Origin of the sequence: Kitasatospora sp. NPDC056446 (assembly GCF_042796115.1) — a bacterium.
Taxonomy (GTDB): Bacteria; Actinomycetota; Actinomycetes; order Streptomycetales; family Streptomycetaceae; genus Kitasatospora.
This window is the reverse complement of the sequence record NZ_JBHTRF010000004.1, coordinates 62703-86516: the sequence shown is the minus strand read 5'-3', so window position 1 is coordinate 86516 and position 23814 is coordinate 62703. Positions and strand designations below refer to the sequence as shown.

The window sequence follows — 23814 nt, the reverse complement described above, 5'->3', positions numbered from 1 at the left end:
GGCGTCAGCCGGGCGGCCGGGCCGTGAAGCGGCCGGCCTTGCCGAGCACGTCCGCCGCGTGGATGCGCAGCGCCTGCTGGACCGCGAACTCGGCCATGTACGCGCGGAAGCCGTCCGCCGGTTCGAGGGCGAGGTTCACCATGCGGCGGTTGGCGGTGACGGCCGGGTCGTGCAGCAGGTCCAGGGCGTGTTCGACGGCCCGGTCGAGGTCCGCCGGGTCGACGACCTCGTCGACCAGCGTGCGGGCCTCCGGGTCGGTGGCCCGCACCCGCCGGCCGCCGAGGATGATCTGCCGGGCCAGCCGGGGGCCGGTCACCGGGGGGAGGCGGAAGTCCGCCGCGCCGGGGACGATCCCCTCCTGGGCGGCCGGCAGGCTCAGATAGGCGTCGGAGGCCGCGAGCACGTGGTCCACCGCGAGCAGCAGCTGCATGCCGCCGCCGATCGCGAAGCCGTCCACCGCCGCCACCCACGGCATGTCGGTGAACGGGTAGCGCCAGGACGGCCGGTCGGTGCGCAGGCCGAGCAGCAGCTTCCGGAGGTAGCCGAGTTCGCGGCGCAGCAGGAAGCCGACCAGCGTGATCTCGCCCGCGTGCAGGCGCTTGAGGTCGATCCCGGCGCTGAACACCCGGCGGCCCGCGTAGCGCGGGTGCGTCATCTCGCCGCCCCGGATGAGCCCGATCCCGCACTGCGGGTCCAGCAGGGCGAGGTCGACCGCCGTCTCCATGTCGTCGACCTGCTGCTCGTCCTCGGCGTTGAGGCGGTCCCCGGCGCACATGGTGATCCGGGCCGTCCCGTCGTGCCGCTCCAGCCGGGTGGTCGCCATCCGGACCAGCCCGGTGGCCCGGAACTCCCCGAGCAGGCCGAGCGCGCGGTCGGTGGGCCGGAGCATGGAGTCCAGCAGGTGGCCGCCGGCGGACGGGCAGCGCAGCAGGCCGCGCAGGAAGACGCCCAGGTCGATCTCGTAGCCGAGGCGCTCCGGGACCGGCCCGGCCCGTTCCGCCCGCAGCTGTTCGGGCGTGGGCACCAGGCCGGGCACGGCGGACGCGGTGCCCGCCACCAGGGCGTCCAGCCGGGGGCGGCGGGCGCGGCCCGCGGTGAGCCGGTCGTAGAGCTGTTCGGCGTGGCGGTCCAGGAAGGCGGTGCGCTCGGTGCGGGCGGCCTCCAGCGCCTGCTCGGCCCGGGCGCGCTCCTCGGGGGTGCGGGGGCCGGGTTCGGGGAACGGCGGGAGCAGCCGGGCCGCCCGGTCGAGCGCGTCCGCGGTCCGTGCCGGCGGGTGCGCCTGGGCCTGTGCCTGTGCGGTGGGTGCCTGTGCGGTGAGCGCTTGGGCAGTGGGTGCCTGGGCCGTCGGCGCCTGCCCGTTCGGGGTGCTCACGCCGTCACCCCGTCCGCCGGCCGGGCCCGCCGCAGTGCGCGGTCGCAGGCGGCCAGGTGCGGGCCGAGCGCGTCCTCGAAGCTCATCCACTCGGCGTCGAAGGCCAGTTGGCGGCGGATCGCGAGTTCCGGGCCGGACAGGCGGCGCAGCAGCCGGGCGGCGGCGGCCGCGGTCCGCAGGGGGTCCCGGCTCACCTGGTCCACCAGGCGCCGCTCCAGGGCCTCGCGCGCGGTGATCGGCACCCCGAAGAGCACCGTACGGCGCGCCCCGGCCAGTCCGAGCTGCTGGACCAGCCGGAAGGCGGCCATGCCCGGCCAGACGTCCGGCCCGTGGAAGGACGGGAGCAGCCGCAGGTCCGGCGCGGCCACCCGGACGTCGGCCGCCAGCAGCAGGTCCAGCGCGGCACCGCCGCACTCCCCGCGGGCCACCGCCAGCGTGGGCAGCCGGATCCGCTCGAAGCGGCGCACGGCCCGCTCCCACTTCGTGACGACGGCCACGTCGGCGACCTTCGCCACCGCCTCGCGGGTCGGCGCGCCGGAGACGTACAGGGTCGCGAGGTCGGCTCCGGAGGACTCCGCCTCCTCGCACAGGGCCGAGACGGCGTCGGCCAGTTCGGCCGAGATCTCCCGGCGGCCGTCCACGCGCAGCGCGGGGCCTCCGGAGAGGGTGTTGACGGACATGGTGTGCTCCTTGCGTCGGGTCACCCTGGTGTCGGGTCGCTGCCGGACGGTCACCACCGGACGGTCACCACTGGATGAGGGCGGACTCGATGGCGGACCCCGGCCCCATGGCCATGAGCACCCCGTAGTCGCCGCGGCGGACCACGCCCTCCTTCAGCAGCCGGTCGTAGGAGAACAGGAACGAGCCGCTGGAGACGTTGCCGAAGTCGCGCAGCACGGTGATGGTGTGCCGCAGGTCGTGGCGGGTCAGCCCGAGGTTGACGGCGACCGCGTCGATGACCTTCTTGCCGCCGGAGTGCACCAGCCAGTGCGCGATGTCGTCGCGGTGCAGCGGGGTGTCGGCGAGCAGCCGGTCGATGACGCCCTCCACGTGCGCGCCGACCACGTAGGGGATCTGCCGGTCCAGGAAGAAGCTGAAGCGGCCCTGGTCGCGGTCCCAGTCGTAGCGCATGGCGTCGATGGCGTCGATGACGGTGACGCCCGCGGTCTTCAGGATCCGGGGGCCGTCCCGGTCGGGCCCGTCGCCGTCCTGGGACGATCCGTCGCCGTCCGGGTCGGCCATCACCGCGACCGCCGCGGCGCCGTCGCCGAACAGGCTGTTGACCACGGCCGTCCGCATCGTGGCGTCCATCGTGTACGCGGCGGAGCAGGCCTCCGCGCAGACCATCACGGCCAGCCGGCCCGGGTTGGCGGCGGCCCAGTTGCCGACGACGCCGAGCGCGTTGAGCCCGGCGTTGCAGCCCATGCCGACGATGTCGGCCCGCCCGGTGTGCCAGTCCAGGCCGAGTTCGCGGATCAGCAGCGCGCTCAGGCCCGGGGTGAGGAAGCCCGTCGAGGTCACGCAGCACAGGTACGCCACTTCGGACAGGTCGGCGCCGATCCGCTTGAGGCACAGTGCCAGCGCGTCCGAGCCCAGGCTCACCGCCCAGGCCTTGTGCTTGTCCAGGAGGTCGCCCTGGCTCTCCCGGATCCGGGTGCCGTCGGGCGCGGCCGGGGGCAGCACCAGCGAGCGCTGCCGGATGGAGCCCATCAGGAAGACGGACCGCACCCTCCGGTCGGTGATCCCGAACAGGTCGAGCAGTTCCTCCTGCGAATAGTGCTCGGGTGGCACGGCGGTGCCCACGCCCAGGATGCGTGGGGCCGTGGTGGTCGGTGCTCGGTCCAGGGCCGTGGTCATGGTGCGTCACTCTCCGTTCCGGTGACGTGCGTTTTGTCGCTGTGCGTATCGATGTGGGGTGTCCGGTCGTGGTGCTCCCTGTCCTGGTGCTCCCTGCCGTCGTGCTTTCTGTCGTCGTGCTTCCTGTCGTGGTGCTCCGTGCCGTTGGGGCTCCCGCCGCCGCTCGCCTCCACGAACCGGGCGAGCCGTCCGACGCCCTCGGTGACCTCGGCGGGCGTCAGGTAGCTGATGGACAGCCGGATGTCCCGCTCGCCCCCGCCGTGCGGATGGAAGAACTCCATCGGCGTCCAGATCACGCCGAAGTCGCGGGCCGAGCGCTCCAACGCCGCCGTCCCGGTGCGGAATCCGGTACGCAGGGTGAGGAAGAAGCCGCCGTCGGGGCGGTTCCAGTCGACCCCGAGCTCCCGGCGCCGCCGCTCGGGCAGCCGCCGGTCGAGCTGGGCGAGCGTCTCGGCCATGCTGCGGCGGTAGTGCTCGGCGGCCCTGGCGTTGAGGGTGGAGAGCCGGCCGTCCGCGGCGAGCAGCGCGCCCGCCGCGGCCGCCTGGCTGAGCGAGGACGTGTTGACCGTGACCATGCTCTTGACCTTCGCCAGGTCGTCCGCGAGCAGCCGGATCCGGCCCGAGCGGTCGCGCACCTCCTGGTCGGCCACGACGTAGCCGACCCTCGCGCCGGGGAACAGCGTCTTGGAGTAGGTGCCGAGCTGGATCACGCTCCTCGACCGGTCGAGCGCCTTGAGCATGGGGTGGCGCGGCCCGGGCCCGCTGAGCCGGTAGGGACTGTCCTCCAGGACCAACAGCCCCTGGCGTTCGGCCAGTTCGAGCAGCGCGGTGCGGGTCGGCAGGTCCAGCGTCGACCCGGTGGGATTGGCGTGGTCCGGCACCACGTAGACCGCCCTCGGCCGGCGGCCCGCGGCGCGCTGCGCCCGCACGGCCGCGTCGAGGTCCGCCACGACCAGCCGCCCGTCGCGCTCGGGCACCGCGACCACCGGGATGTCGAGCAGCCGCGCGGCCCCGATGATGCCCACGTAGCACGGGGTGACGAGGAGCAGCACGTCCTCGGGCGTGGCGAACAGCGTGCGCAGCGTGAGGAACATCGCCTCCTGCGCACCGACGGTGACCACGATCGACTCGGGGGCGGCCTCGAAGCCCTCCTCCTGGCGCAGCGAGTACGCGATCAGCTCCCGGATCTGCCCCGCCGCCGGCCCGTACTGGTAGAAGCCGCTGCGCACTTCGGCCGGCCCCGCGCCCCGGCTCCCCAGGTACGCCGCGTACCGGCGCAGGTGGGTGTGGACCTCCTCGACCTCGAAGAAGCCGTCATAGGGGCGCCCCGGGGCGAAGGACACCGCGTCCGGGTAGGTGGACGTGATCTCGTTCAGGAAGTTCATCCGGTCGAGGACCGGGTCCTCGACGCTGGAGTGCAGCGTTGCCGAATCGAGCACCATGATGCCCGCCTTTCCGTGGACGAGCCGGAGTTCGGGCACCTCGTCGGACGGCGGACGCCAAGGCTCGCGCGCGGGACGCGCGGCAGGGCGACGAAGCGGGGAACGCGCGCCGGCCGGTCCCCGCGACGCCCTGGCCCGGCGGTTCGCCGGGGTCTCCTTCCGAGGTTCGGCCGTCGGCCGGTCTCGACCGTGACGGCGACTGCGACGGCGACGGCGGTTTCGGTTTCGGTCTGGGTTGCGGTGTCGACTTCATGGCGGTGCCTCGGACCCGGTCTGCGGACCCCGGCGGCGTCAAGTGCGCGTGCACCGCCGGTCGGCGGTGCAGGTGGGTGGCGCTCGCGCGCGGAAGCGGCCGTCGGAGCACCGGGCCGGGCGCGACGCGAGGCGTCGAGCGTCCCGGCCCGCCCGGTCGCCGTCGTAGCGGCGACGGATGCCCAACGGTCAGCTGGAGCACAGGGCCCGGTCTGCTGTTTGTCCTCGTTCCAGTACGCGCCTCCGGGCGGGAGCGTGTCAAGCGCAGAGGGTCCCCGGGCCGCTACCGTCCGCAGTGCGCCCCGGCCGGGTCCGGCCCCGGCGCCCGCCGGTCAGTCGCCGACGAACCACGGTTGCGGGCCCTGGCGCCGGGGCGGGGACCGCGGTGTCGGGGCTGTCACCGGGCACCTGTATCTTGATCACTCGCCGACCCCGTCGGCGTCCCGGCCCCGGGCCCCGACGCGCAGGTCCGGCCCGGACCGATGACCGTTTCGCGCGGGTCCGTCCGCCGGTGCCGGAAACCGGAGAGACCTCGGCCCGGGGGTGAACGGCCGCTTACCGTCCCGACGTTCCCGAAGGATCCCGTATGACCGTTCCCGTCCCGCCCGACAGACCGGAGTCCGCCGGGGTGCCGGCCGACGCCGACCCGTGGACGCCGCCGGACCGGGCGCCGGATGCGGCTCCGGACGCGGCTCCGGTGCTGGACAAGGCCCCGGCTCCGGAGCCGGCTCCTGCGGCGGCTCCGGCTTCGGCTTCGGCCCCGGCCGCGGCCTCGGTCGCGGTCTCGGCTCCGGCCCCGGGTGAGCCCGTGGCGCAGGACGCGGCCCCCGCCCCGGTGCCCGCCGCCCCCGCGTTCGCCCCGATCGGTGCTCCCGCGCCCCTGCCCGGCGCTCCGGTGCCTCCGCCGCCCGGCGTGCCGTACTGGCCGCCGTACCCGGTGCCGGCGCAGGCGCCGAGCAACGGCCTGGGCATCGCGGCCATGGTGCTCGGCATCGTCGGCACGGTGCTCGCTCTGGTCGTCATCCTGTTCTGGTTGTCCTGGCTGCCGTCCCTGCTGGCGCTGATCTTCGGCCTCATCGGCCTGCGTTACGTGCGCAAGGGTGTGGCGACGAACCGGGGGATGGCGCTCGCCGGTGTGATCCTGGGCGTCACCGGCCTGCTGGTCTCGGCCGGCGCCGGGGTGTTCGTCGCCGTCGAGGTGCAGTCGGCCAACGCGGAGCGGCGGGCGGCGGCGGACGAGGCGCGGGCCCGTGCCGACGAGGCCTCCAGGGTCGCCGAGGAGCGGGCGGCGAAGGAGCGGGAGCGGGTCGCGGCCGAGCTGCTGCGGATCGAGGCCGAGAAGCAGAAGACGGCCGCGGACGAGCAGGCCCGGCACCTGTCGTTCGGCCAGTCCTACACGTACAGCAACGGGTTGAAGGTGACGGCTGCCGCGCCGGAGCCGTTCGTCCCGCGCGGGTCGGTCGTCGAGGCTCCCAAGGACGCCAGGATCATCCAGATCAGGATCACCGTCGTGAACACCGGGTCCGAGGAGATCTCGCTCTACGGGTCGGGGATGCCCATCGTCCGGGACGCCAAGGGCGCCCTCGTCTTCTCCCTGGTCGACGGCACCAGCCGGCTGAAGCTGCTCACCGGTTCGGTGGCCCCGGGTCAGGAGGCCAGTGGGGTGTACGGGTACGCCCTGCCGAACGACGCGTCCGACCGGTTCACCGTTGACTTCGCCCACACCTCCGGGTCGCAGCGCAAGAGCGTCGTCTGGTCCGGCCCGGCCGGCTGAGCGGTCCCGCCGCTCTCGGGGCGGCACCGGCGTCGGCTCGAAGCCGTCCCGGTGCCGCCCTTTCCGGTGCCTGAGATGGTCTCAACCACCCGCCTGATGTGGTCTCGACCATGCGCCTGAGGTGGTCTCAACCACTGGAGGAAAACCCCAGGTCGGCGCAAACCCGGACGCGCAACTTGACGGAACTTGCCAACCCGGGCCGCCGCTCGCGACAGCCATTGACCAGAGCATGACGACATGTGAGTGTTCGGGCACCCGAGCGCGGACGGCCCGCAGGGCCGTCCCCCAACACGGCCCCGGTGCGTCACCAGTCATACCCGTCCGCGGTCGAGGACCCCCACTCCCGAGGAGCCTCGATGCAACGCAGCATTTCCACAGGCCGGTTGCTCACCACGGTGACCACCCTGGCCGTACTGTCCGGCCTGGTAGCCGCCACCGCGGGCCCGGCCGGCGCCGCGCCCACCCCCGCCCCGGCGCCGCCGAGCGCCCTGGCCGCCGCCGTCAACGCCGCCGACGCCGCGGCCGCGGCCGGCCTGGACAGCCTGGCCAAGGGGTCCGACGAGACCTACGAGCGCCGATCCGTCACCCCCTGGCTCGGCGGCCTCTACTCCGTCGCCTACGAGCGCAGCTACCACGGCCTGCCCGTCGTCGGCGGCGACGCGGTGGTCCTCGCCGACGGACAGGGCAAGGTCCGCGGCCTCCAGTCCGCCGCCCCCGGCCCGGTCGGCGGCCCGACCACCGCCAAGGTCAGCGCGGCGCACGCCGAGAAGACCGCCCGCACCCAGCTGCCCGCCGTCGACTCCGTCGACTCCCGCCGCCTGGTCGTCCGGGTCAAGGACGGCAGCAGCGGCCGGCTCGCCTGGGAGACCGTGCTCACCGGCCACCGGGGCGCCGCCCCGAGCCGCCTGCACGTCTTCGTCGACGCCACCACGGGCGAGATCATCGACAGCTACGACGACTCCCGCGCCGGCACCGTCAACAGCAAGTGGAACGGGCCCGGCCCGCTCACCATCAGCACCACCAACTCCGGCGGCTCGTACTCGCTGCGCGACCCCAACCGCCCCGGCCTGAGCTGCTCCGACTACAGCACCGGCCAGGTCTTCTCCAAGTCCAGCGACTCCTGGGGCAACGGCAGCCCCTCCACCAAGGAGACCGGCTGCGGCGACGCCATGTGGGCGGCCCAGAAGGAATGGGACATGCTCCGCGACTGGCTCGGCCGCAACGGCCACGACGGCAACGGCGGCAGCTGGCCGATCAAGGTCGGCCTGAACGACGTCAACGCCTACTGGGACGGCAGCTCGGTCTCCATCGGCCACAGCCAGTCCAACGAGTGGATCGCCGCGCAGGACGTGGTCGGCCACGAGTTCGGCCACGGCATCGACCAGTACACCCCCGGCGGCGCCAACAACGAGAACGGCCTCGGCGAGGGCACCGGCGACATCTTCGGCTCGCTCACCAAGGAGTACAACAACGAGCCCGCGCCCTACGACTACCCGGACTACCAGGTCGGCCGCATGATCAACCTGGTCGGCCAGGGCCCCATCCGCAACCTCTACCAGCCGTCCCTGGTCAACAACGACCCCGACTGCTACTCCTCGTCCATCCCGAGCACCGAGGTGCACGCGGCCGCCGGCCCGCTGAACCACTGGTTCTACCTGCTCTCCCAGGGCTCCAACGGGGCCGGCAAGCCCACCAGCCCGACCTGCAACGGCTCCACCGTCACCGGCATCGGCGTCAAGCAGGCCGGCCAGGTCTTCTACGGCGGCATGCTGCTCAAGACCAGCGGCATGACCTACAAGCGCTACCGCACCACCACCCTGACCGCCGCCAAGAACCTCGACCCGACCTGCAACTTCTTCAACCGGACCAAGGCCGCCTGGGACGCGGTCAGCGTGCCCGCGCAGAGCGGCGACCCGACCTGCTCCACCAACGGCAGCAACGACTTCTCGCTGTCGCTCACCCCGTCCTCCGGCTCGGCCCAGCCCGGCGCCTCGACCACGGCGACCGTGAACACCGCCGTCACCTCGGGCACCGCGCAGACCGTCGCCCTGACCGCCTCCGGTCTCCCGTCCGGCGTCACCGCGGCCTTCAACCCCTCCTCGGTGCAGGCCGGTTCGTCCGCCACGCTGACCCTCTCCGCCTCCTCCGGCGCCGCGACCGGGACCTACCAGATCACCGTCACCGGCACCGCCGGCGCCACCACCCACACCGCCCAGTACAGCCTGACGGTCGGCAGCGGCAACCCCAACCCCGGCGGCACCTGGACCCCCGGCACCACCTACCAGGCGGGCGACGTCGTGACCTACAACGGCGTCAGCTACCGCTGCATCCAGGGCCACACCGCCCTCGTCGGCTGGGAGCCGCCGAACGTCCCGGCGCTCTGGCAGGCCGTGTGAGCACCACGCGCTGACAGCGGGTGACAGCCGCCGGAATCGGCTGCCACCCGGTGTCATCCGCCGGCACCCGCCGGCAACCGTTGAAACCGCTGCAACCGCTGCGCCGCGGTCCGTCGAGGGGACGGACCGCGGCGCAGCCGCGCGCGGACGCCCGCACCCGCGTGCCGACGCCCACACCCGCCGGGCGCCGGACGGGGCGCCTGCCGGGACAGGGATGCAAGGCAACCGGCGAGGAGCGTTCCAGCGCAAGGCAAGGTGTCGGCAGGGGGTTGCCCGCATGCTCGTGGACGTCCACAGGCGGGCCCGGCCCCCACGGCGGCACGAGGTAAAGGCGGTACGGCATGACGGGCGTCCAGGTCGTCTCCTCCGGCGGTGGGACCGGGGGCCGGGAGGAAGTGCGGGAGCCGGGCAGGGAACCGGCCGGCGAACCGGCCGGCGAAGCGGCCCGGCCGGAACTGCGCAGCGACATCACCGTGCGGGTCGTCGACCACTCCGCGAGCGACACGGCCGTCCTGAAGGCGGCCAGAGTGTCGACCGTCGGCGAGGCCGCCAACCGCGAGGAGCGGAGCGAGGAGTACACCCGCGGACTCATCCGGTACCTCATGCGCAGCCGGCACGGCAGCCCCTTCGAGCACACGTCCATGACGTTCCTGATCGACGCGCCGATCTTCACCGTACGCCACCTCATGCGCCACCGGACCTGGTCCTTCAACGAGGAGAGCGCCCGGTACCGGGAGGTCAGGCCCGTCTTCTACGTGCCGGACGAGAACCGCCTGCTGCGCCAGGAGGGCAAACCCGGCCACTACCGGTACGTCCCCGGCACCGCCGCCGACCGCGAGCAGCTGCTGCTGTCCACCGCCCGCGCCTACGGCGCCGCCTACACCGAGTACACCCGGCTCCTGGAACTGGGCATCGCCAGGGAGATCGCCCGCCTGGTCCTGCCCGTGTCCACCTACTCCGCGGTGTACGCCACGTGCAACGCCCGTGCCCTCATGCACTTCCTCAGCCTGCGCACCCACCGCCCCGACGCCGTCTACGTCTCCCACCCCCAGCGGGAGATCGAGGTCGTCGCGGAACAGATGGAGGAGGCGTGGTCGAAGCTGATGCCGGTCACCCACGAGGCGTTCACCGCCTTCGGCCGCGTGAGCCCGTGACCGCCGGACACCTCCCTGCCCTCCCCACGTCCTTCACCGTCCTGATTGGGGTCTGACGCATGGAAACCCATCGCTCGCACCGCGCGTCGGCGCCGGCACCGGAGCCGGCACCGGAGCCGGTCCTTGAGGTCAACGGCGGAAAGCGGCTCTCCGGATCCGTCCGCACCTCCGGGTTCAAGCACTCGCTCGTCACGACCGCGGCCGCCGCCGCCGCGGCCAGGGCCACCGTGACGATCGACAACTGCCCCGACATCGTCGAGACCGAGGTGCTCAGCCGGCTGTTCAGGACGCTCGGCGGCAGCGCCGACCTGGCCGACGGCACCCTCACCCTCGACGCGTCCTCGCTCGGCGGCAGCGAACTCCCGGCCGAACTGGTCGGCATGATCCACGGTTCCATGTACCTGCTGCCCGGACTGGTCGCCAGGGCGGGCTCGGTGCGGATGCCGGCCAGCGGCGGCTGCCCGATCGGCGAAGGCCCCCACGGCAGGCCGGTGGGGCACATCCTCAGCGTCATGGAGCGCTTCGGGGCCGTCGGCCGGGTCGCACCCGACGGCGCGATCGAGGTCACCGCCACCGCACTGACCGGCTGCACCATCGACCTGCTCGACTACACCCGCAACCGGGCCATGATGAGCGGCCCCCTGTACGGCGGCGCCACCAAGACCGCGCTGCTCACCGGCGCGGTCGCGCAGGGCACCACCACCCTGCACCACCTCTACCCGAAGCCCGACGTCACCGACCTGATCGCGGCGCTGCGCGACCTCGGCGCCGAACTGGAGCACACCGGGCCGGAGACGCTGGTGATCCACGGGCGCGGAGCCGGGGCGCTGCGGCAGGACGTGCGGCGCACCCTCATCCCCGACCTCATCGAGGTGGTCACCTGGATCTGCGCGGCGGTGACCCTCGGCGACAGCCCCGTGCACATCGCCGGCCCGGAGATGCTGCGCGCCGTCGAGGCCCTGCGCCCGGAGTTCGACCTCTTCGACCGCATGGGCGTACGGGTGGACATCGGCGAGGACGGACTGACCGCCCACCCCGCCGAAGGCCCCCTGCGGCCGGTGGAGTTCACCGCCGCCTCGCGCGGCGTCTTCAGCGACAGCCAGCCCTTCCTGGCACTCATGGCCGCGTACGCGCAGGGGCCGACCACCATCACCGAAGGAGTGTGGGAGCACCGCTTCGGCTACGTCCCCGGACTCGCCGCCCTCGGCATGCGCACCACCCAGGACGGGCACGTCCTGCGCGTCGACGGCCCCTGCCCGCCCGCCACCGCCGGCCTCGACCTCCACGCCACCGACCTGCGCGCCGCCGCCGCCCTCCTGCTCGCCGCCCTGGCGGTCCCGGGCACTACGGTGCTGCGCAACCACCAGCACCTCGACCGCGGCTACCGCGACATCACCGGCGACCTCCGCACCCTGGGCGCCGACATCCGCCGAACCACCCTGGCCCCCCGCCCGCACTGACAGCCCCGCCCCACTGACACCCCCGCCGCCCGGCGGGCGTGCCGCGCCACACCACCGAGAACCCGGCCTTCGCCTTCGCGTCCGCCCGCGGCCCGACCTTGAAACTCGGCGCCACCCCCGGCCTGCCGCCATACCAAAAGGTTTGGTACGGTCGGGGGGTGACCGAGACCGCGAACTCTGCTGCCGGGCGCGCCGCCTGGCTCGCCGAAGGGCTGCACCTACTGACCGAACACGGCGCGCCCGAGGTGACGCTGGACCGGCTGTGCACACGGATGGGCAAGTCGAAGGGGTCCTTCTACCACCACTTCGGCTCGATGGGCGGCTACCGGAAGGCGCTGTTCGCCCACTTCGAGGACCAGGGCACCGGCTCGATCATCGAGCAGGTCGAGGCGGGCGGGCCGCTCACCGCGAAGGACAGGCTGCGACGGCTGCTGGCGCAGGTCCTCGCCGGCGGTCCCGAGACGGAGATCGCCATGCGGGCCTGGGCCAAGCAGGACCCCGGGGCCGAGGCCGCCCAGCGGCGCGTCGACGCCGCGCGGACGGCGTACCTGCGCGAGTTGTGCACCGAAGGCGGGCATCCGGACCCGAAGCGGATGAGTGACCTGATCTATCTGATCCTGATCGGCGCGGAGCATCTGACGCCGCCACTGGCGGCCGAGGACCTGCGCGACACCTATGAAGCGCTGTTCACGCTCGCCTGGCCCGGGTTCGGGCCGCTCTTCGAAGGAGTCGGGAAGGCATGACCCATCAGACGTACCGGCTGACGAGAGCCCAGCTATGGGTTCCGCGACTGCTGCTGGCGACCGCGGCCCTGCACGTCGCCGTCGCCGCGGCCGTGCCCAACGCCTGGGGCGCCATCGCCCGCGCCGGGTTCTTCGACGTGCTCGGCGGGCACGACGACCGACAACTGGCGCTGTACTTCGGCATCCTCGCGCTCCCGTTGGCGATGGCCGGGACGACGGCCCGGTGGATGCTGCGCACGACGGGGCGGATCCCGGCACAGCTCGGGTGGTGGCTCATCGCGATGGGGGCGCCGATCGCGGTGCTGGATCCGGTGTCCGGGGCCTGGCTGCTGCTGGGGATCGGATGGCTCGCCGTGGCCGCCGGCCGCAGGCCGGCCCGGGTGGACGTCGGCACGGCGCGACCGCAGGTGGCAGCCGATGTGGCGTGACATCGCAGGAGCCACCGCGGCGGTGCTGCTCGCAGGGATCGGCGTCCTGCACCTCGTCTGGACTGTGAGCCCGTGGCCCGCCCGTTCGCAGGAGGAACTGGCCCGCCACGTCTACGGCCGGGGGACGGTGATGCCGTCGGCCACCGCGTGCGCCGTGGTCGGGGTGGGCCTGCTCGCCGCCGCGTACGGCGTCCTGGGCCGCGCCGGCCTCGCGCCCGACCTGGGTCTGCCGGTCCTCTTCCGGCTGGGCACGTGGCTGCTGGCCGGTGTCCTGCTGCTGCGCGGCGCCGCCGGGCCTCTGCTCGACCGGAGCGCGGATCCCGCGTTCGCCCGGCTCGACCGGATCGCGTACTCACCCCTGTGCGTGGCCCTCGGGCTGTGCACGCTGGCGGTGGCCACGGGTTAGCAGACGGCCACAGAGGAGGCCGGTCCGGGCTCACGTTCGAAGGATCAGTGCCAAGCCTCAGTGAGCACCCTCGGCGGTGGAGCAAGCCACCGGTCTTCGGCAGAATGGGGCCGGTGGCGAATTTCATCGAGGGCGGGGAGTTCCACGGTCTGGTGGTGCAGGCCCAGACGGTGGGCGAGTTGCACGTTCATGCCAGTGGCGCACACGTTGCCCGCCGACCGGTTGACGAGGCCGAACCACCCTACGCGGAGGGTGAGTCGGCCCGGCGCATCGACCTCGATCGCAAGGCGCTGGCCACGGCGCGCGGCATCCGCCGCAGTGCCGGCGTCGACGGCCTGGAGACCCCGTGGCTGCACACTCCGCTCAGTGACGTCCTCGCGGAGTCGACCTCCCCCGGGACGGTCGCGGCCCGCGTCCGGTCGGCGGCCGAAGCGCTGCGGCGCTGGGTCGACTGGGAACCGCCCGCCGGAGGATTCCGGCAGCCGACCGCCGGACGGGTCGAATCGGCCCTGGCCGTGTGGCGAAGCCAGGAGGGCGACCGCGCGGAGTGCCTTCTGAGGATCGAGGAACTGGCCACCGTGCTCGAAGGCGTGTCGCCCGAGTCCGCGCGGGACGGCGGCAGCGCCGTCACGCCGGTCCTGGAACGGGCGGCCTCGGTGGCAGAGGCCATGGGGCTCGTGACCCGGGACGTGTGTGCGGCCCTCAAGGCATCAGGCCCGCGCGACGACCTGCCCGTCGGGCGCGTCTCCGCCGAACGGAGGCTGCTCTCCGCGTTGCAGGAACTGGACGAGTGCCGGCGCCGGCTGGCCGGCCTCGGGGTCGATCCTTCCCTACGGGCCAGAGCGACCGGTGCTCTGCTGATCGCCGGAGGGTGGGGCACCGGCAAGTCCTACGGCCTCGGGGCATGGGCGGAAGCCCGGGTCGCGGCCGGGGCCCCGGTGGCGTTCGTCAGCGGCCGGGAACTCGGCGGCGAGCAGTGGGAGGAGGCAATCGCCGGCGCGGCCGTACCGGGTGGCCGGCGCGGCCCCGTCCGGAAGCTGCTGGCGGCGCTTCAGGAACACGCCCGAGCCAGTGGGAAGCACGCCACGCTGGTGATCGACGCCCTCAACGACGTCGCCGCTCTGCGCGGTCATGAGACGGACGGATTCGCGTCCCTGGCGGTACTGCTGGACGAGTTCCCCGAGGTCCTGCTCGTGGCATCCACCCGGCTGGACCGGCGCAGGGCACAGGACGAAACCACGGTCGGGCGCCGCTACGGGCTCCACTGGGCGACCGGAGTGGCGGACCCGGAGAAGGCCTGGGAAGTCCTGCGGGACGTCTACCGGGTGCCCGCGCTGGTCCTCCCACCCGACGTCGCCGAGCTGCGCCGCCCGCTGATGCTCACCGTCCTGGCCTGGTGCCTCTACCGCGAGCGTGACGCCGTGGACGTCGACGTACCCGTACCGGTGCCCAGCATCGGCGACCTCTTCGAGCGGTGGCTGAAGATCCTCGACGAGGACTACTTCGGGTACCTCCACGGTCGGCCGTCCGCCGCCGGCCATCCCCTGGTGAGTCGGGCCTGCGCACTGCTCGGCGAACACCTGGGTCTGCAGGACTCCCTCGACCACGGCTCGGCGTGTGCGGCTCTGCGCGGCGCGCCCGAACTGGGAGAGCCCGTGCAACTCCTGGAGTGGCTCTTCCAAGCGGGAGTACTGGCGTCGGACCCGCAGAACCAGCGGATCGGATTCGCCGTGCAGAGGTTCGCCGAGCACGTCCGGGCCCGCAACCTGATGGCCGGCCCCGAGCGCCGGCGCCACCTGGCCTCCCTGGTGAAAGACCTGTCCGGCCCCGACGAGGCCGCCGGCCGTGCCTACCGGCTCCTGTCGGCCCTGGCCGGCGTGGCGCCCTACACCGACCCGGGGAAGGAACTTCCGCACTTCCTGCCGAAGCGACTGCCGTCGGCGGCCGCGATGGCTGTCCTGGAATCGCTCGAAGGCAGGCGTCGTGACCTGGTCACCGGTCGCTCCCTCGACTTCCTGAGGCGGTGTACAACCGACCCCGAGCCGGCACCGTGGGTCTGGTACACCGTGCTGGTGAACTCCGCCTGCCGGGACCACGAGGCAGGAGCCGGCTTCCTCCACCGGGAGCTCCTCGGGTTGACGAAGCGCCGGTTGGCGAGCCGCTTCGTCGTTCCGATGCTGCACCTCCTGGAGGACCGCGACGGAATGACCATGGTCCAGCGGTTCATCCGGTGGGCGGCCGGCGGGTCCGACGAGGTTCGGAAGAATGCCGCGGACGTCACCGGAGTGCTGCTGTGGCTCGCTGCGGTTCCCAGCCCGCCGCTTCGCGCGCAGTGCGTACGCACGGTGGCGCAGATCTGGCGGGACGCCCCGGAGGCCGCGATCGAGCAGGTGGAGATCTTCGGGAATCACCACGACTCGTATGTGGCCGAGGCGAGTTGGCTGGCCGCCTACGGAGCGCTGCTGCTGGGAGGTGAGGCGGCCCCGGTCGAGCGGTGGAACGCCGTCATCACGCGTGACCGGTTCAGGGCACACCGAGGCATCCAGCAGACGATCTCCAGCGCGCGGGCGCTGCTCCGGCCGTCGTCCGCCACGTCCTACGACACGTCGTCCGCCTCGTCGTCCGGGGAGCCCAGGATCGGACTGCCACGGGCTTCTCCGCTCCCGGTCTCCCGGCGGAAGCTGGAACTGTGCGAGACCTACTTCGGCTCGCTGGTCAAGAAGACCGACAGCCACCCGGGGCGCTACCGGTGGCTCGTCCGACGCTCCCGGGTCCTCAAACCGAGGCGGCTCGACGTGAAGATGCGCCGCCGGCCGGGCTACGGCCTCGGGGAGTGGCCCGCCCACGCCCAGCAGCAGAAAGTGCTGGAGACGGCCCTGGAGGAATGGCACGGCACCACGAAGTCCGGCCTGGGCGGGCTGCGCGCCTGGACCGGACTCTCCGCGCTGGACCGGCGGCACGGGATCGACCCGACCGTCCCACCGGGCTGGCCGACGTCCTCGGCCCACCTGAGCCGACGGCCCGACTCCTGGTGGTGCGCCCCGGTGGACGAGGGGGACACCGCCACCGTGCTGCGAGGAATGTCGCCGTCCCGGTTCGCCACCGTGCGGGACCCCGACGGGGCGTCCTGGCACGTGCTGCGCGCCGAGTACAACCTCGACCGGCCAGACGACGCCGACGGAGAGAGCCGGCTCCCGGTCCTCGTCACCGACCCGTACACCGTCCTGCGACTGGCCGGGGACGGCTTGTTCGCGCCCGCCGGGTCGGGCGACGAACGGAGGTACGTCCACGTGGAGGTGGAGACGGTCCTTCTGCGCAGCGGCACAGCGGAGGACGCCGCCGCGACCGCGCCGAGCACGGGGGAGTCGCCACAGCTGAGCGAGCGCTGGCCACCGCAGACGTACCTGGCGGAGTACTACCGGTGCCCACGGCCGGCCACAGGCCCCCCGCCCGGAGGCGAAGCCACAGCCCCCAGCACGGCGGAGTACGAGGACACCTTCCTCACCCGGCTGTCCGACGGTGCGAAAGGCAAGCCCGAGAACCGCGCGGTTCCGTCACGCACACTGGCCGACCTTCTGGACCTCCACTGGAGCGGGCGCCACCTCGACTTCCACCCTCCCGGCGAACACCGGCCGCTCCTCCACGACCCGGGGCTCGACCACCACGGCCCGCCGGCCCTGCTCCTCGCGCCGACCGCGACGGACACCCTCGCCGCCAAAGGCTGGAACCTGGCCTGGAGGGTCACGGTGACAGAAACCCACCGCTTCGGCCGGACAGTGTGGACCGGTACCTGCGGATCCGCAGGCGACGACCCCGGCCGTCACGACGGCTCCGGCGAACGGAACGGCGCCTGGCAGGTCGAGTACCGCAACCACTGGCGCCAGTACTGACGGCCCTGGCTTGTCCACACGGCTGCGTGCGAGTTCTCCAGGCTTCCGGTCACTGGACTGGTAGTTCGTCAGAACCGGAAACGCCTGACAGGCCGGTCGTGTACGCGCAAGGATGAGCCCACCGGTTGTGCGACTGCACGGAATCAGAGTCACAGGGAGCAATCGTGGAGCCTCTACAGTTCATCGGGATCATCTCCAACACGCCAGAGGTCGACTCGCCGACGATTTGGCGCGACCCGGGGAACGGCGACCTGATCATCCAGTCCTACAAGGCCAGCGATGGGGACTTGAGCCGCTGCAGGGAGGTCGGTTCGATCCCCGGGCACTCGACTGACGTGCCTGACCACGAGACTGTGATCCGCCTCCCGGAAGAAATGATCAAGTTCATCGTGGACCTCGCTGCAAGGCTGGCCACTCAAGAGGATGAGAAGGAGTAGCGTGGCCAACCCGATCGCCCTGGCCATGGCAGAGGCCAAGTTCTCTGCTGTGCATCTGGAGATGCGCGACAACTACACGCCGAACGACCCGCAGTTCCAGCGCTATCGGGAGGGTCTTCGCTACAGCCCGGACGACCGGCCGGAGTGGTTCCAGAACTGGACCAACTTCGCCGGAGAGGTGATCAACCGTGGCGTGGTCATGCGCCGGGCTCGGATCGTCTCCGAGCCAGTCACGGAGTACATCCGCTACGAGCACCACGTGACATTCCTGAACGTGGCTATCGGCGAGCAGGTTCGCTGGCTTCCACGCCGGTTGGCGGCAGACATTGCTCTGCCCGGTACTGACCTGTGGATGTTCGACGACTCCAAGATCATGTTCACCTTCTTCTCGGGTGACGGGGATGTGGTGGACCGGGAGTGGACGACCGAACCTGACGTCGTTCAGCTCGTGAAGAGCGCCTTCGAAACCGTGTGGCATAGGGCGACTCCGCACGAGGAGTACGTGCTCAAGTAACCGAACGAGATGCGTACCTCTCGCTCATCGAGCGTTCAGCAGGCCCGGAAAGCTCTGGCCGAACGGCTGAAGGAGATTCGTAAGGACTCCGGGCTCACCGGGCCTGCCCTCGCCCTCGCGTGCGGTTGGAGCAAGTCGAAGTGCTCCCGCATCGAGAACGCGATCACCGCGCCGTCCGAGCGGGACATCAGGGATTGGTGCCGGGCCTGCGGAGCAGACGACCAGGCTGGGGACCTGGCGGCTTCCCTCCGCTCGGTAGAGACCATGTTCACCGAATGGCGACGCATGGAGCGGAGCGGGCTCAAGCGCGCTCAAGAGATGGTCCTCCCGTTGTACGAGCGAACCACACGGTTCCGGGCGTACACACCTGGCATCCTGCACGGTCTCCTCCAGACCCGGGACTACACCCGCTCGGTACTCCAAGCCACCCAACGCCGTCGTGTTGCCGTGGACGACGTGGAAGCGGCCGTGCAGGTGCGCATGGAGCGACAGGAGATCCTGCGAGACCACGGGAAGACCTTCGCCTTCATCATCGAGGAGGCATGCCTGTATCACGGCCTTGGTGGTACGGAGGTAGCCGCTGGCCAACTCGCACACCTGATCGCTGTCGCGTCCCTGGCGAACGTGAGCCTGGGAATCGTTCCCAGGGGATACCTGCGTCGCTCGATGCACGTCGAAGCGTTCTCGCTTTACGACTCGTCACAGGCCAACGTCGAACTCGTCTCCGGATACCTCCAGATCACACAGCCTTCCGAAGTGGCCATGTACATCAGCCGGTTCGGGGAACTGTCCGCAGATGCCGTGCGCGGCACCGCCGCTCGCACCTTGATCACAGAGGCGATTGACTCTCTCGGGTGACTGCTGTGCAACTGCGTGCAACTTGCTGGAGAGCGTCTGGCTGAAACTCCTACGGTCTACGACACACCCCCACCGCCACGGCGAAGGAGGAGAGACCGATGGTGAGACGCACCCCCAAGACCAGGCGCGAGTACCGGGATGTGCTGCCAGGACCGTCGAGGTCCGAGCAGTACCAGATCCCGGCCGGCTGGAACCCCCTGGACGACTACCGGGCCGCCAACCCGTCCTGGCGGCCCCCGTCCATCGGGACGGAGTTCCACATCGCCGCCGTGCGGTACTCCTGCTCTTGCGCCCGCTGCGGGGCCAGTAGGGCGCCGGCGTGACCAGCGTGGTGGCGGGCGACCCGGTCCGACACCGCACGGACGGCTGGACGGGCACCGTCACGGAGACCCCGAGCAGGCTCGCCAACCACGCTCGGGTGAAGCGGGACAGCTCCGCCGACCCGTACCCGGACATGGTCCTCCTGACCGACTTGGAGCCCGTCGCGGACCGGCCGGACGGCGCTGGTGGCGCTGGCAACGGTACTGGTCGCGTCCGGCCGCTTCCGGACGGCACCCGCGCCTTCGGGCGCCCCAAGATTCCCGGCCCGGCGGCAGCGCGAGGGCTCCACCGGGCCGGGGCACCACCGCACGACTGCCCGCCCGAGGTACGAGCGAGCAGAAGTGAACACGGATTGGAGAAGTACATGGGTACCACCACCGTCACGCCCGGCGTCGAGCTGGACGAGCTGGGCAGGTTCTTCACGATCGCCGCGCACCGGATCGAGGCGGGCCAGGCCGCGCCGGAGATGTTCTCCGCCGCTGTCGACGCGGCGTGGCACCGTCTCGTCAGCGACCCGGCCGCGTACGACGCGTTCGCCCTCCGGCACGCCGGCCGCAGGCTGGCCCACGCCGAGGACGCGGGCACCGGTCTCGTCTCCTGGGTGGGCGCGTACGAGGAGGCGTACGGCCCGCTCCCGGAGGTCTGGTTCACTGACGCCCACGGCACGGTCGACACCGAGGCCCTGGCCCACTACCGCGAGACCGGCGAGGTCCGGGCCTCGTGGAACTGCTCGCCCGAGCCCGGCGACGGCGACGACGCGGCCCCGGCGACGTCGTACCTGTGATCACCCCACCGTCCGACGGAGCGTCCCGGCCGACCGCCGGGGCGCTGCGCCTCACCGAAGCCCGGACGGAGAACCCCGCCGGCGTGGACGTGGACGGCTACCTCGCGGGGCTGTACGAGCACTGCCCGTTCCTGCGGCCATCCACGTCGCGGGGCATGACCGGGTGGACCGTCTACGAGATCGCCCCGGGCAGCCACCGGTACGCCGTGGAAGCCGAGTTGTTCCATGCCGGGGCCCAGGCCGCGGAGTGGGTCCGCCCGCTGACGGGGCGGCCGTACGGACTCCTCGCGTGCGAGAACGTGGTGCTGACCGGGCACTGCGAAGGCGCCAGCCACCGCGAGCTGATGGCATGGCCGCACTGGGCGCTGAAGAACCTGTACGCCCCGGTCGGGGTCATGGTCGGCACGTTTCCCCAGGGCGCCGTCGAGCGCGGCCGGCGCGGTCAGGACATCCCGCCGCCGCCCTTCTCGTTCCTCCCGGTACGGGCAGGCGTGCGGCCCCTGGACCCGACGTTCCTCCTGGAGACGCCCGATCTCGCCGCAGCGCTCGCCGTCGCGGCCGACGACGGCCGGGACGTCTTCGAGCACATCCCCTGTGAGTGGAAGGCAGTACGAGAATGGGCGAGTTCACTCCCGATGCCGCAGAAGCGCTGAAGGCCGCGGAGGCCGTCTGCGGTCCCCTGGAACTGGAGGAGATCAGCAACCGGCGGGGCTCGGCGGTGTGGAAGGCCACCGGCCCGCGCGGGGTGGCGGGCATCAAGCTCGGCACCGGCGAGGCCGCCGAGGTCACCACCCGCGAAGCCTCCGTCCTCGATCAGCTGCCCGGTTACACCGTGGTCGCCGGCCGCTTCGCCGACGGCGTCTGGTACGTTACCCCGTGGCTGGCGGGGCCCTCCACCTGGCAGGTGTTCCGGCCCCTGCGCAAGGGCGCGGGCGGAAAGGCCGAAGCCCTCGCCGCCGCCACCGGACTGTGCCGCGCGGTGGCCGACCTTCACGCCGACGGCTGGGTACACGGCGACCTCCAGCCCGCGCACGGCATCCACGGCGAGGACAAGGTGCGCCTCCTCGACTTCGCCTGGACCCGGCGGATCGGCGACACCCCGTGGACCAGGTTCGACGGCACGATGATCCACCTCACCGCCCCCGAGCTGGCCGCCCGGATCATCAACGGTCCCCAGCCCGTCACCACGACACAGACCGCCGACGTCTACGCCCTCGCCGCCACCCTGTGGACCTGCGTCACCGGGACGTGGCCGCTCGACTACGCGACCGCCGGACTCGAACCCGGCGCACCGGTGGAGACGATCCGCAAGGCCATCGCCCACCGAGCCGTCCCGATGTCCACCGCCATGCCCTGGCCCGCCCTCCAGGCCCGGCTGCGCTACGTCCTGCTGGCCGCCGCCGACGACCGGCCCACCGCCGCCGAGCTGGCCAGGCTCGTCGAAGCGGTACAGGTGTGATCGAGCTGCGGGAGCTGGCTCCCGCCGATGTCGATGCCCTGTTGGGCATCTACGGTGCGGAGGCGACGAAGTACCTGGGCAGGGCCGCGATGGACGTGGCCGAGGCTCGGTACTACATCCGCGACGCTGCCGCTTCGGCGGAGCTGTCCCCGCGCACGCTCTACGTGCTCGGCCTCACCGTGGACGGTGACCTCCTCGGTGTCGTCAAGCTCCACTGTGACCGCCCCGTCGCCGCCGTCAGCTACATCCTGCGCCCGGATTCCTGGGGCCGGGGATACGCCACCGAAGGGGTCCGCAAGATCCTCGCCCTGGCCTTCGGACACCTCGGGCTGCCCGAGATCCGCGCCAGGCACCACCCGGGAAACCCGGCCTCCGGCCGCGTCCTGCTCAAGGCAGGATTCGTCCCGACCGGCGAGCAGACTGGATTCATGACCTATGCCATCCGGTCGCCACAGGACGGGGCCGCGACGGATCGGACGACAGCTCACGGCGGTGCCGGGGGCACCGTGCGGAGCCAGTGGCGGGCCTGGGGGGCGGTGTGGAGGTGGATGACGTGGGCGTGGGGTGGGCGGATGCGGCGGATGCCGAGCCTGCGGGAAGAGGGCCGCCGCCAGGGGCGTCTTGCCGGCTCCGGAGATGCCGGCGATCACGATCCTGCGCATGCCACCCGCCGTTCCAGGCCGGGGGAGAGCGGGCGCGGGACACGGCCGACGCCGATCTGGCCCTGCGACTGCTGGAGGCTGTGGCGAACGTGACTGCCGGGCGCCGGGAGGTGGCAGAACGGTTGCTTCAGCAGGCCGCCGGAAGGGCCCGGGATGCTCGGGCACATGCGACTGTGTCGGCAGCTCATGTCGTGGTCGCGGCAGAGGCGGGAGCTGCGGACGAGGCGGTCGACCATGCCCGGTCGGCGGATCTGGACGCCTTGGACACGGCTTGGCGGGCGCGGGTACTGGTGACCGCCGCATCCGCTCATGCCCGGCTCGGCCAGGACACCACGGCTGCGGCCTCGTTGGTCCTGGCCGAGAGCCTCGCTCCCCTGCGGGTCCGTCTCTCCCCGTTCGTCCGTGAGTTGCTGTCCGTCCTGCCTGCCCGCATCGGCGACCACGAAGCAGCGGAGACGGATCGTCGGCCGGGCCGGGGGTGGCCGATACACGACCCCCAGGCGCCCGGTCCGAATTCGCCGGGGGCCGAGACGCATCCCGAAAACGTCAGCGCTGCCGCCCGCTTCCGTTCACAGGCGACAGCGCTGGACTTACTGATCGTTTCAGAATGCCCTTCGGAGGCGTCGGAGGCAGATGATGCTGCAGGCGAGTTCGAGCAGGCCCTGGTGGAGGTCGGCGCGTCGTTCGTAGCGGGTCCGGAGTCGCTTGAACTGGTGCAGCCAGGCGAACGCGCGCTCCACCACCCACCGGACCTTGCCCAGCCCGGAACCGTGGGCGACGCCGCGCCGGGCGATCAGTGGTTTGATGCCGCGCCTCCACAGCAGACGGCGGTACCTGTCGAAGTCGTAGCCGCGGTCGGCGTACAGGCGCCGGGGTTTGCGGCGGGGGCGTCCGCGCAGGCCCCGGATCGGCGGGAGGCGGGACGGCATCCAGCAACGGGAGAAGCTGGGTGACGTCGTGCCGGTTGCCGCCGGTGAGCGTGATGGCGAGCGGGGTGCCGTGGCGGTCGACGATCAGATGGTGCTTGGAGCCGGGGCGGGCACGGTCGACTGGCGAGGGGCCGACGTGCTCTCCCCCTCTGAGGGCCCGGACGTGCGAGCCGTCCACGGCACAGTCGTCCAGGTTCAGTGAGCCCGCGCGGCGCAGTTCGGTCAGCAGGGCGGTGTGCAGGCGCGGCCAGATGCCGGCTTCGGTCCAGTCCCGCAGCCGGCGCCAGGCCGTGACTCCGGAGCAGCCCACGGTTTCGGCGGGGACGTCGCGCCAGGCAACGCCGGTGCGCAACACGAACATGATGCCGGCGAGAGCCGCCCTGTCGGGTGCGCGAAGTCGCCCGGGATGGCGGCGTCGGGTGGGAGCGGGTGCCAGCAGCGGGGCCACCTGCTCCCACAGGTCGTCCGGAACAAGATCGGCGCGCACGGGGACACCCTGCCGACCAAGATCGGCGAGTGCAGGGTCCAAGACTCGGAACGGAAGACCTGGAGGAGGACGTGCGAGCCCTGGCTCTTCCCCTGAATCTCCCGGTATGCCCCCGTGATGGGTGGTGGCGTTCGGGCGGGGCGGGGCCCGGGGGGGGCCCCGGCCCGGCCCCGGCCTCCCGGAACGAAG

At 72.2% G+C, this 23814-nt stretch carries 19 protein-coding genes and 3 pseudogenes; 17 read left to right on the top strand and 5 right to left on the bottom strand.

The genetic code is table 11. The annotated features are described in order from the left end of the window. Positions 1–4 precede the first annotated feature (4 nt). The 4 genes from dpgC to ACFQ6N_RS04125 all read right to left on the bottom strand — a co-directional run bounded on the left by dpgC (position 5) and on the right by ACFQ6N_RS04125 (position 4671). Positions 5–1372 (bottom strand): (3,5-dihydroxyphenyl)acetyl-CoA 1,2-dioxygenase DpgC, encoded by a 1368-nt coding sequence (gene dpgC, locus ACFQ6N_RS04140; RefSeq protein WP_380646719.1) that lies wholly within the window; start codon positions 1370–1372, stop codon positions 5–7. Then, a complete protein-coding gene (gene dpgB / locus ACFQ6N_RS04135) occupies positions 1369–2052 on the bottom strand; it encodes an enoyl-CoA-hydratase DpgB (protein ID WP_380646718.1) in 684 nt (227 codons plus the stop codon). The genes dpgC and dpgB overlap by 4 nt, the downstream gene beginning before the upstream one ends. 64 nt (positions 2053–2116) lie before the next feature. Beyond that, on the bottom strand, positions 2117–3229 hold the full coding sequence (gene dpgA, locus ACFQ6N_RS04130; RefSeq protein ID WP_380646717.1) for a 3,5-dihydroxyphenylacetyl-CoA synthase DpgA: 1113 nt from the start codon (positions 3227–3229) through the stop codon (positions 2117–2119). Beyond that, complete coding sequence (locus tag ACFQ6N_RS04125; RefSeq protein ID WP_380646716.1) at positions 3226–4671, bottom strand: PLP-dependent aminotransferase family protein; 1446 nt, start codon at positions 4669–4671, stop codon at positions 3226–3228. Before ACFQ6N_RS04125 ends, dpgA begins: the two co-directional genes overlap by 4 nt. Positions 4672–5509: 838 nt before the next feature. Here ACFQ6N_RS04125 and ACFQ6N_RS04120 point away from each other — a divergent pair. The 17 genes and pseudogenes from ACFQ6N_RS04120 to ACFQ6N_RS04040 all read left to right on the top strand — a co-directional run bounded on the left by ACFQ6N_RS04120 (position 5510) and on the right by ACFQ6N_RS04040 (position 22302). Beyond that, positions 5510–6697, top strand: a complete 1188-nt coding sequence (locus ACFQ6N_RS04120) for a DUF4190 domain-containing protein (RefSeq protein ID WP_380646715.1) — start codon at positions 5510–5512, stop codon at positions 6695–6697. 356 nt (positions 6698–7053) lie between these two features. Next, a pseudogene (locus ACFQ6N_RS04115) lies at positions 7054–8955 on the top strand (M4 family metallopeptidase); the annotation flags it as partial. 12 nt (positions 8956–8967) lie between these two features. Then, a pseudogene (locus tag ACFQ6N_RS04110) lies at positions 8968–9093 on the top strand (carbohydrate-binding protein); the annotation flags it as partial. Between the two features lie 341 nt (positions 9094–9434). Next, positions 9435–10247 (top strand): FAD-dependent thymidylate synthase, encoded by an 813-nt coding sequence (gene thyX, locus ACFQ6N_RS04105; RefSeq protein WP_380646714.1) that lies wholly within the window; start codon positions 9435–9437, stop codon positions 10245–10247. A gap of 59 nt (positions 10248–10306) precedes the next feature. Next, on the top strand, positions 10307–11707 hold the full coding sequence (locus ACFQ6N_RS04100; RefSeq protein WP_380646712.1) for a hypothetical protein: 1401 nt from the start codon (positions 10307–10309) through the stop codon (positions 11705–11707). A gap of 158 nt (positions 11708–11865) precedes the next feature. After that, the gene (locus ACFQ6N_RS04095; RefSeq protein ID WP_380646710.1) at positions 11866–12450 is read left to right on the top strand and encodes a TetR/AcrR family transcriptional regulator; all 585 of its coding nucleotides are present in this window, start codon (positions 11866–11868) and stop codon (positions 12448–12450) included. Further along, positions 12447–12878 (top strand): DUF6463 family protein, encoded by a 432-nt coding sequence (locus tag ACFQ6N_RS04090; protein ID WP_380646709.1) that lies wholly within the window; start codon positions 12447–12449, stop codon positions 12876–12878. The genes ACFQ6N_RS04095 and ACFQ6N_RS04090 overlap by 4 nt, the downstream gene beginning before the upstream one ends. Then, positions 12868–13284, top strand: coding sequence for a DUF3995 domain-containing protein (locus tag ACFQ6N_RS04085; RefSeq protein WP_380646707.1), 417 nt, complete (start codon positions 12868–12870; stop codon positions 13282–13284). Before ACFQ6N_RS04090 ends, ACFQ6N_RS04085 begins: the two co-directional genes overlap by 11 nt. 113 nt (positions 13285–13397) lie before the next feature. After that, positions 13398–17174, top strand: a complete 3777-nt coding sequence (locus tag ACFQ6N_RS04080; protein ID WP_380646706.1) for a hypothetical protein — start codon at positions 13398–13400, stop codon at positions 17172–17174. 164 nt (positions 17175–17338) lie between these two features. Beyond that, positions 17339–17611 (top strand): hypothetical protein, encoded by a 273-nt coding sequence (locus ACFQ6N_RS04075; protein ID WP_380646705.1) that lies wholly within the window; start codon positions 17339–17341, stop codon positions 17609–17611. 1 nt (position 17612) lies between these two features. After that, on the top strand, positions 17613–18125 hold the full coding sequence (locus ACFQ6N_RS04070) for a DUF6879 family protein (RefSeq protein ID WP_380646704.1): 513 nt from the start codon (positions 17613–17615) through the stop codon (positions 18123–18125). Positions 18126–18134: 9 nt separating this feature from the next. Then, positions 18135–18983, top strand: coding sequence for a helix-turn-helix domain-containing protein (locus ACFQ6N_RS04065; RefSeq protein WP_380646703.1), 849 nt, complete (start codon positions 18135–18137; stop codon positions 18981–18983). Positions 18984–19081: 98 nt separating this feature from the next. Beyond that, entirely contained in the window at positions 19082–19306 is a 225-nt protein-coding gene (locus ACFQ6N_RS04060) for a hypothetical protein (RefSeq protein ID WP_380646702.1), read from the top strand. A gap of 362 nt (positions 19307–19668) precedes the next feature. Further along, positions 19669–20088: a hypothetical protein gene (locus ACFQ6N_RS04055; RefSeq protein ID WP_380646701.1), complete on the top strand. Its 420-nt coding sequence runs from the start codon at positions 19669–19671 to the stop codon at positions 20086–20088. Beyond that, positions 20085–20741 carry a hypothetical protein gene (locus tag ACFQ6N_RS04050; RefSeq protein WP_380646700.1) on the top strand — a complete coding sequence of 219 codons (657 nt, stop codon included), beginning with the start codon at positions 20085–20087 and terminating at the stop codon, positions 20739–20741. The genes ACFQ6N_RS04055 and ACFQ6N_RS04050 overlap by 4 nt, the downstream gene beginning before the upstream one ends. Further along, the gene (locus tag ACFQ6N_RS04045; RefSeq protein ID WP_380646698.1) at positions 20705–21547 is read left to right on the top strand and encodes a hypothetical protein; all 843 of its coding nucleotides are present in this window, start codon (positions 20705–20707) and stop codon (positions 21545–21547) included. Before ACFQ6N_RS04050 ends, ACFQ6N_RS04045 begins: the two co-directional genes overlap by 37 nt. Beyond that, complete coding sequence (locus ACFQ6N_RS04040; protein ID WP_380646696.1) at positions 21544–22302, top strand: GNAT family N-acetyltransferase; 759 nt, start codon at positions 21544–21546, stop codon at positions 22300–22302. The genes ACFQ6N_RS04045 and ACFQ6N_RS04040 overlap by 4 nt, the downstream gene beginning before the upstream one ends. A 509-nt stretch (positions 22303–22811) precedes the next feature. Here ACFQ6N_RS04040 and ACFQ6N_RS04035 read toward each other — a convergent pair. Further along, positions 22812–23625: pseudogene (locus ACFQ6N_RS04035) on the bottom strand (IS5 family transposase). Positions 23626–23814 lie beyond the last annotated feature (189 nt).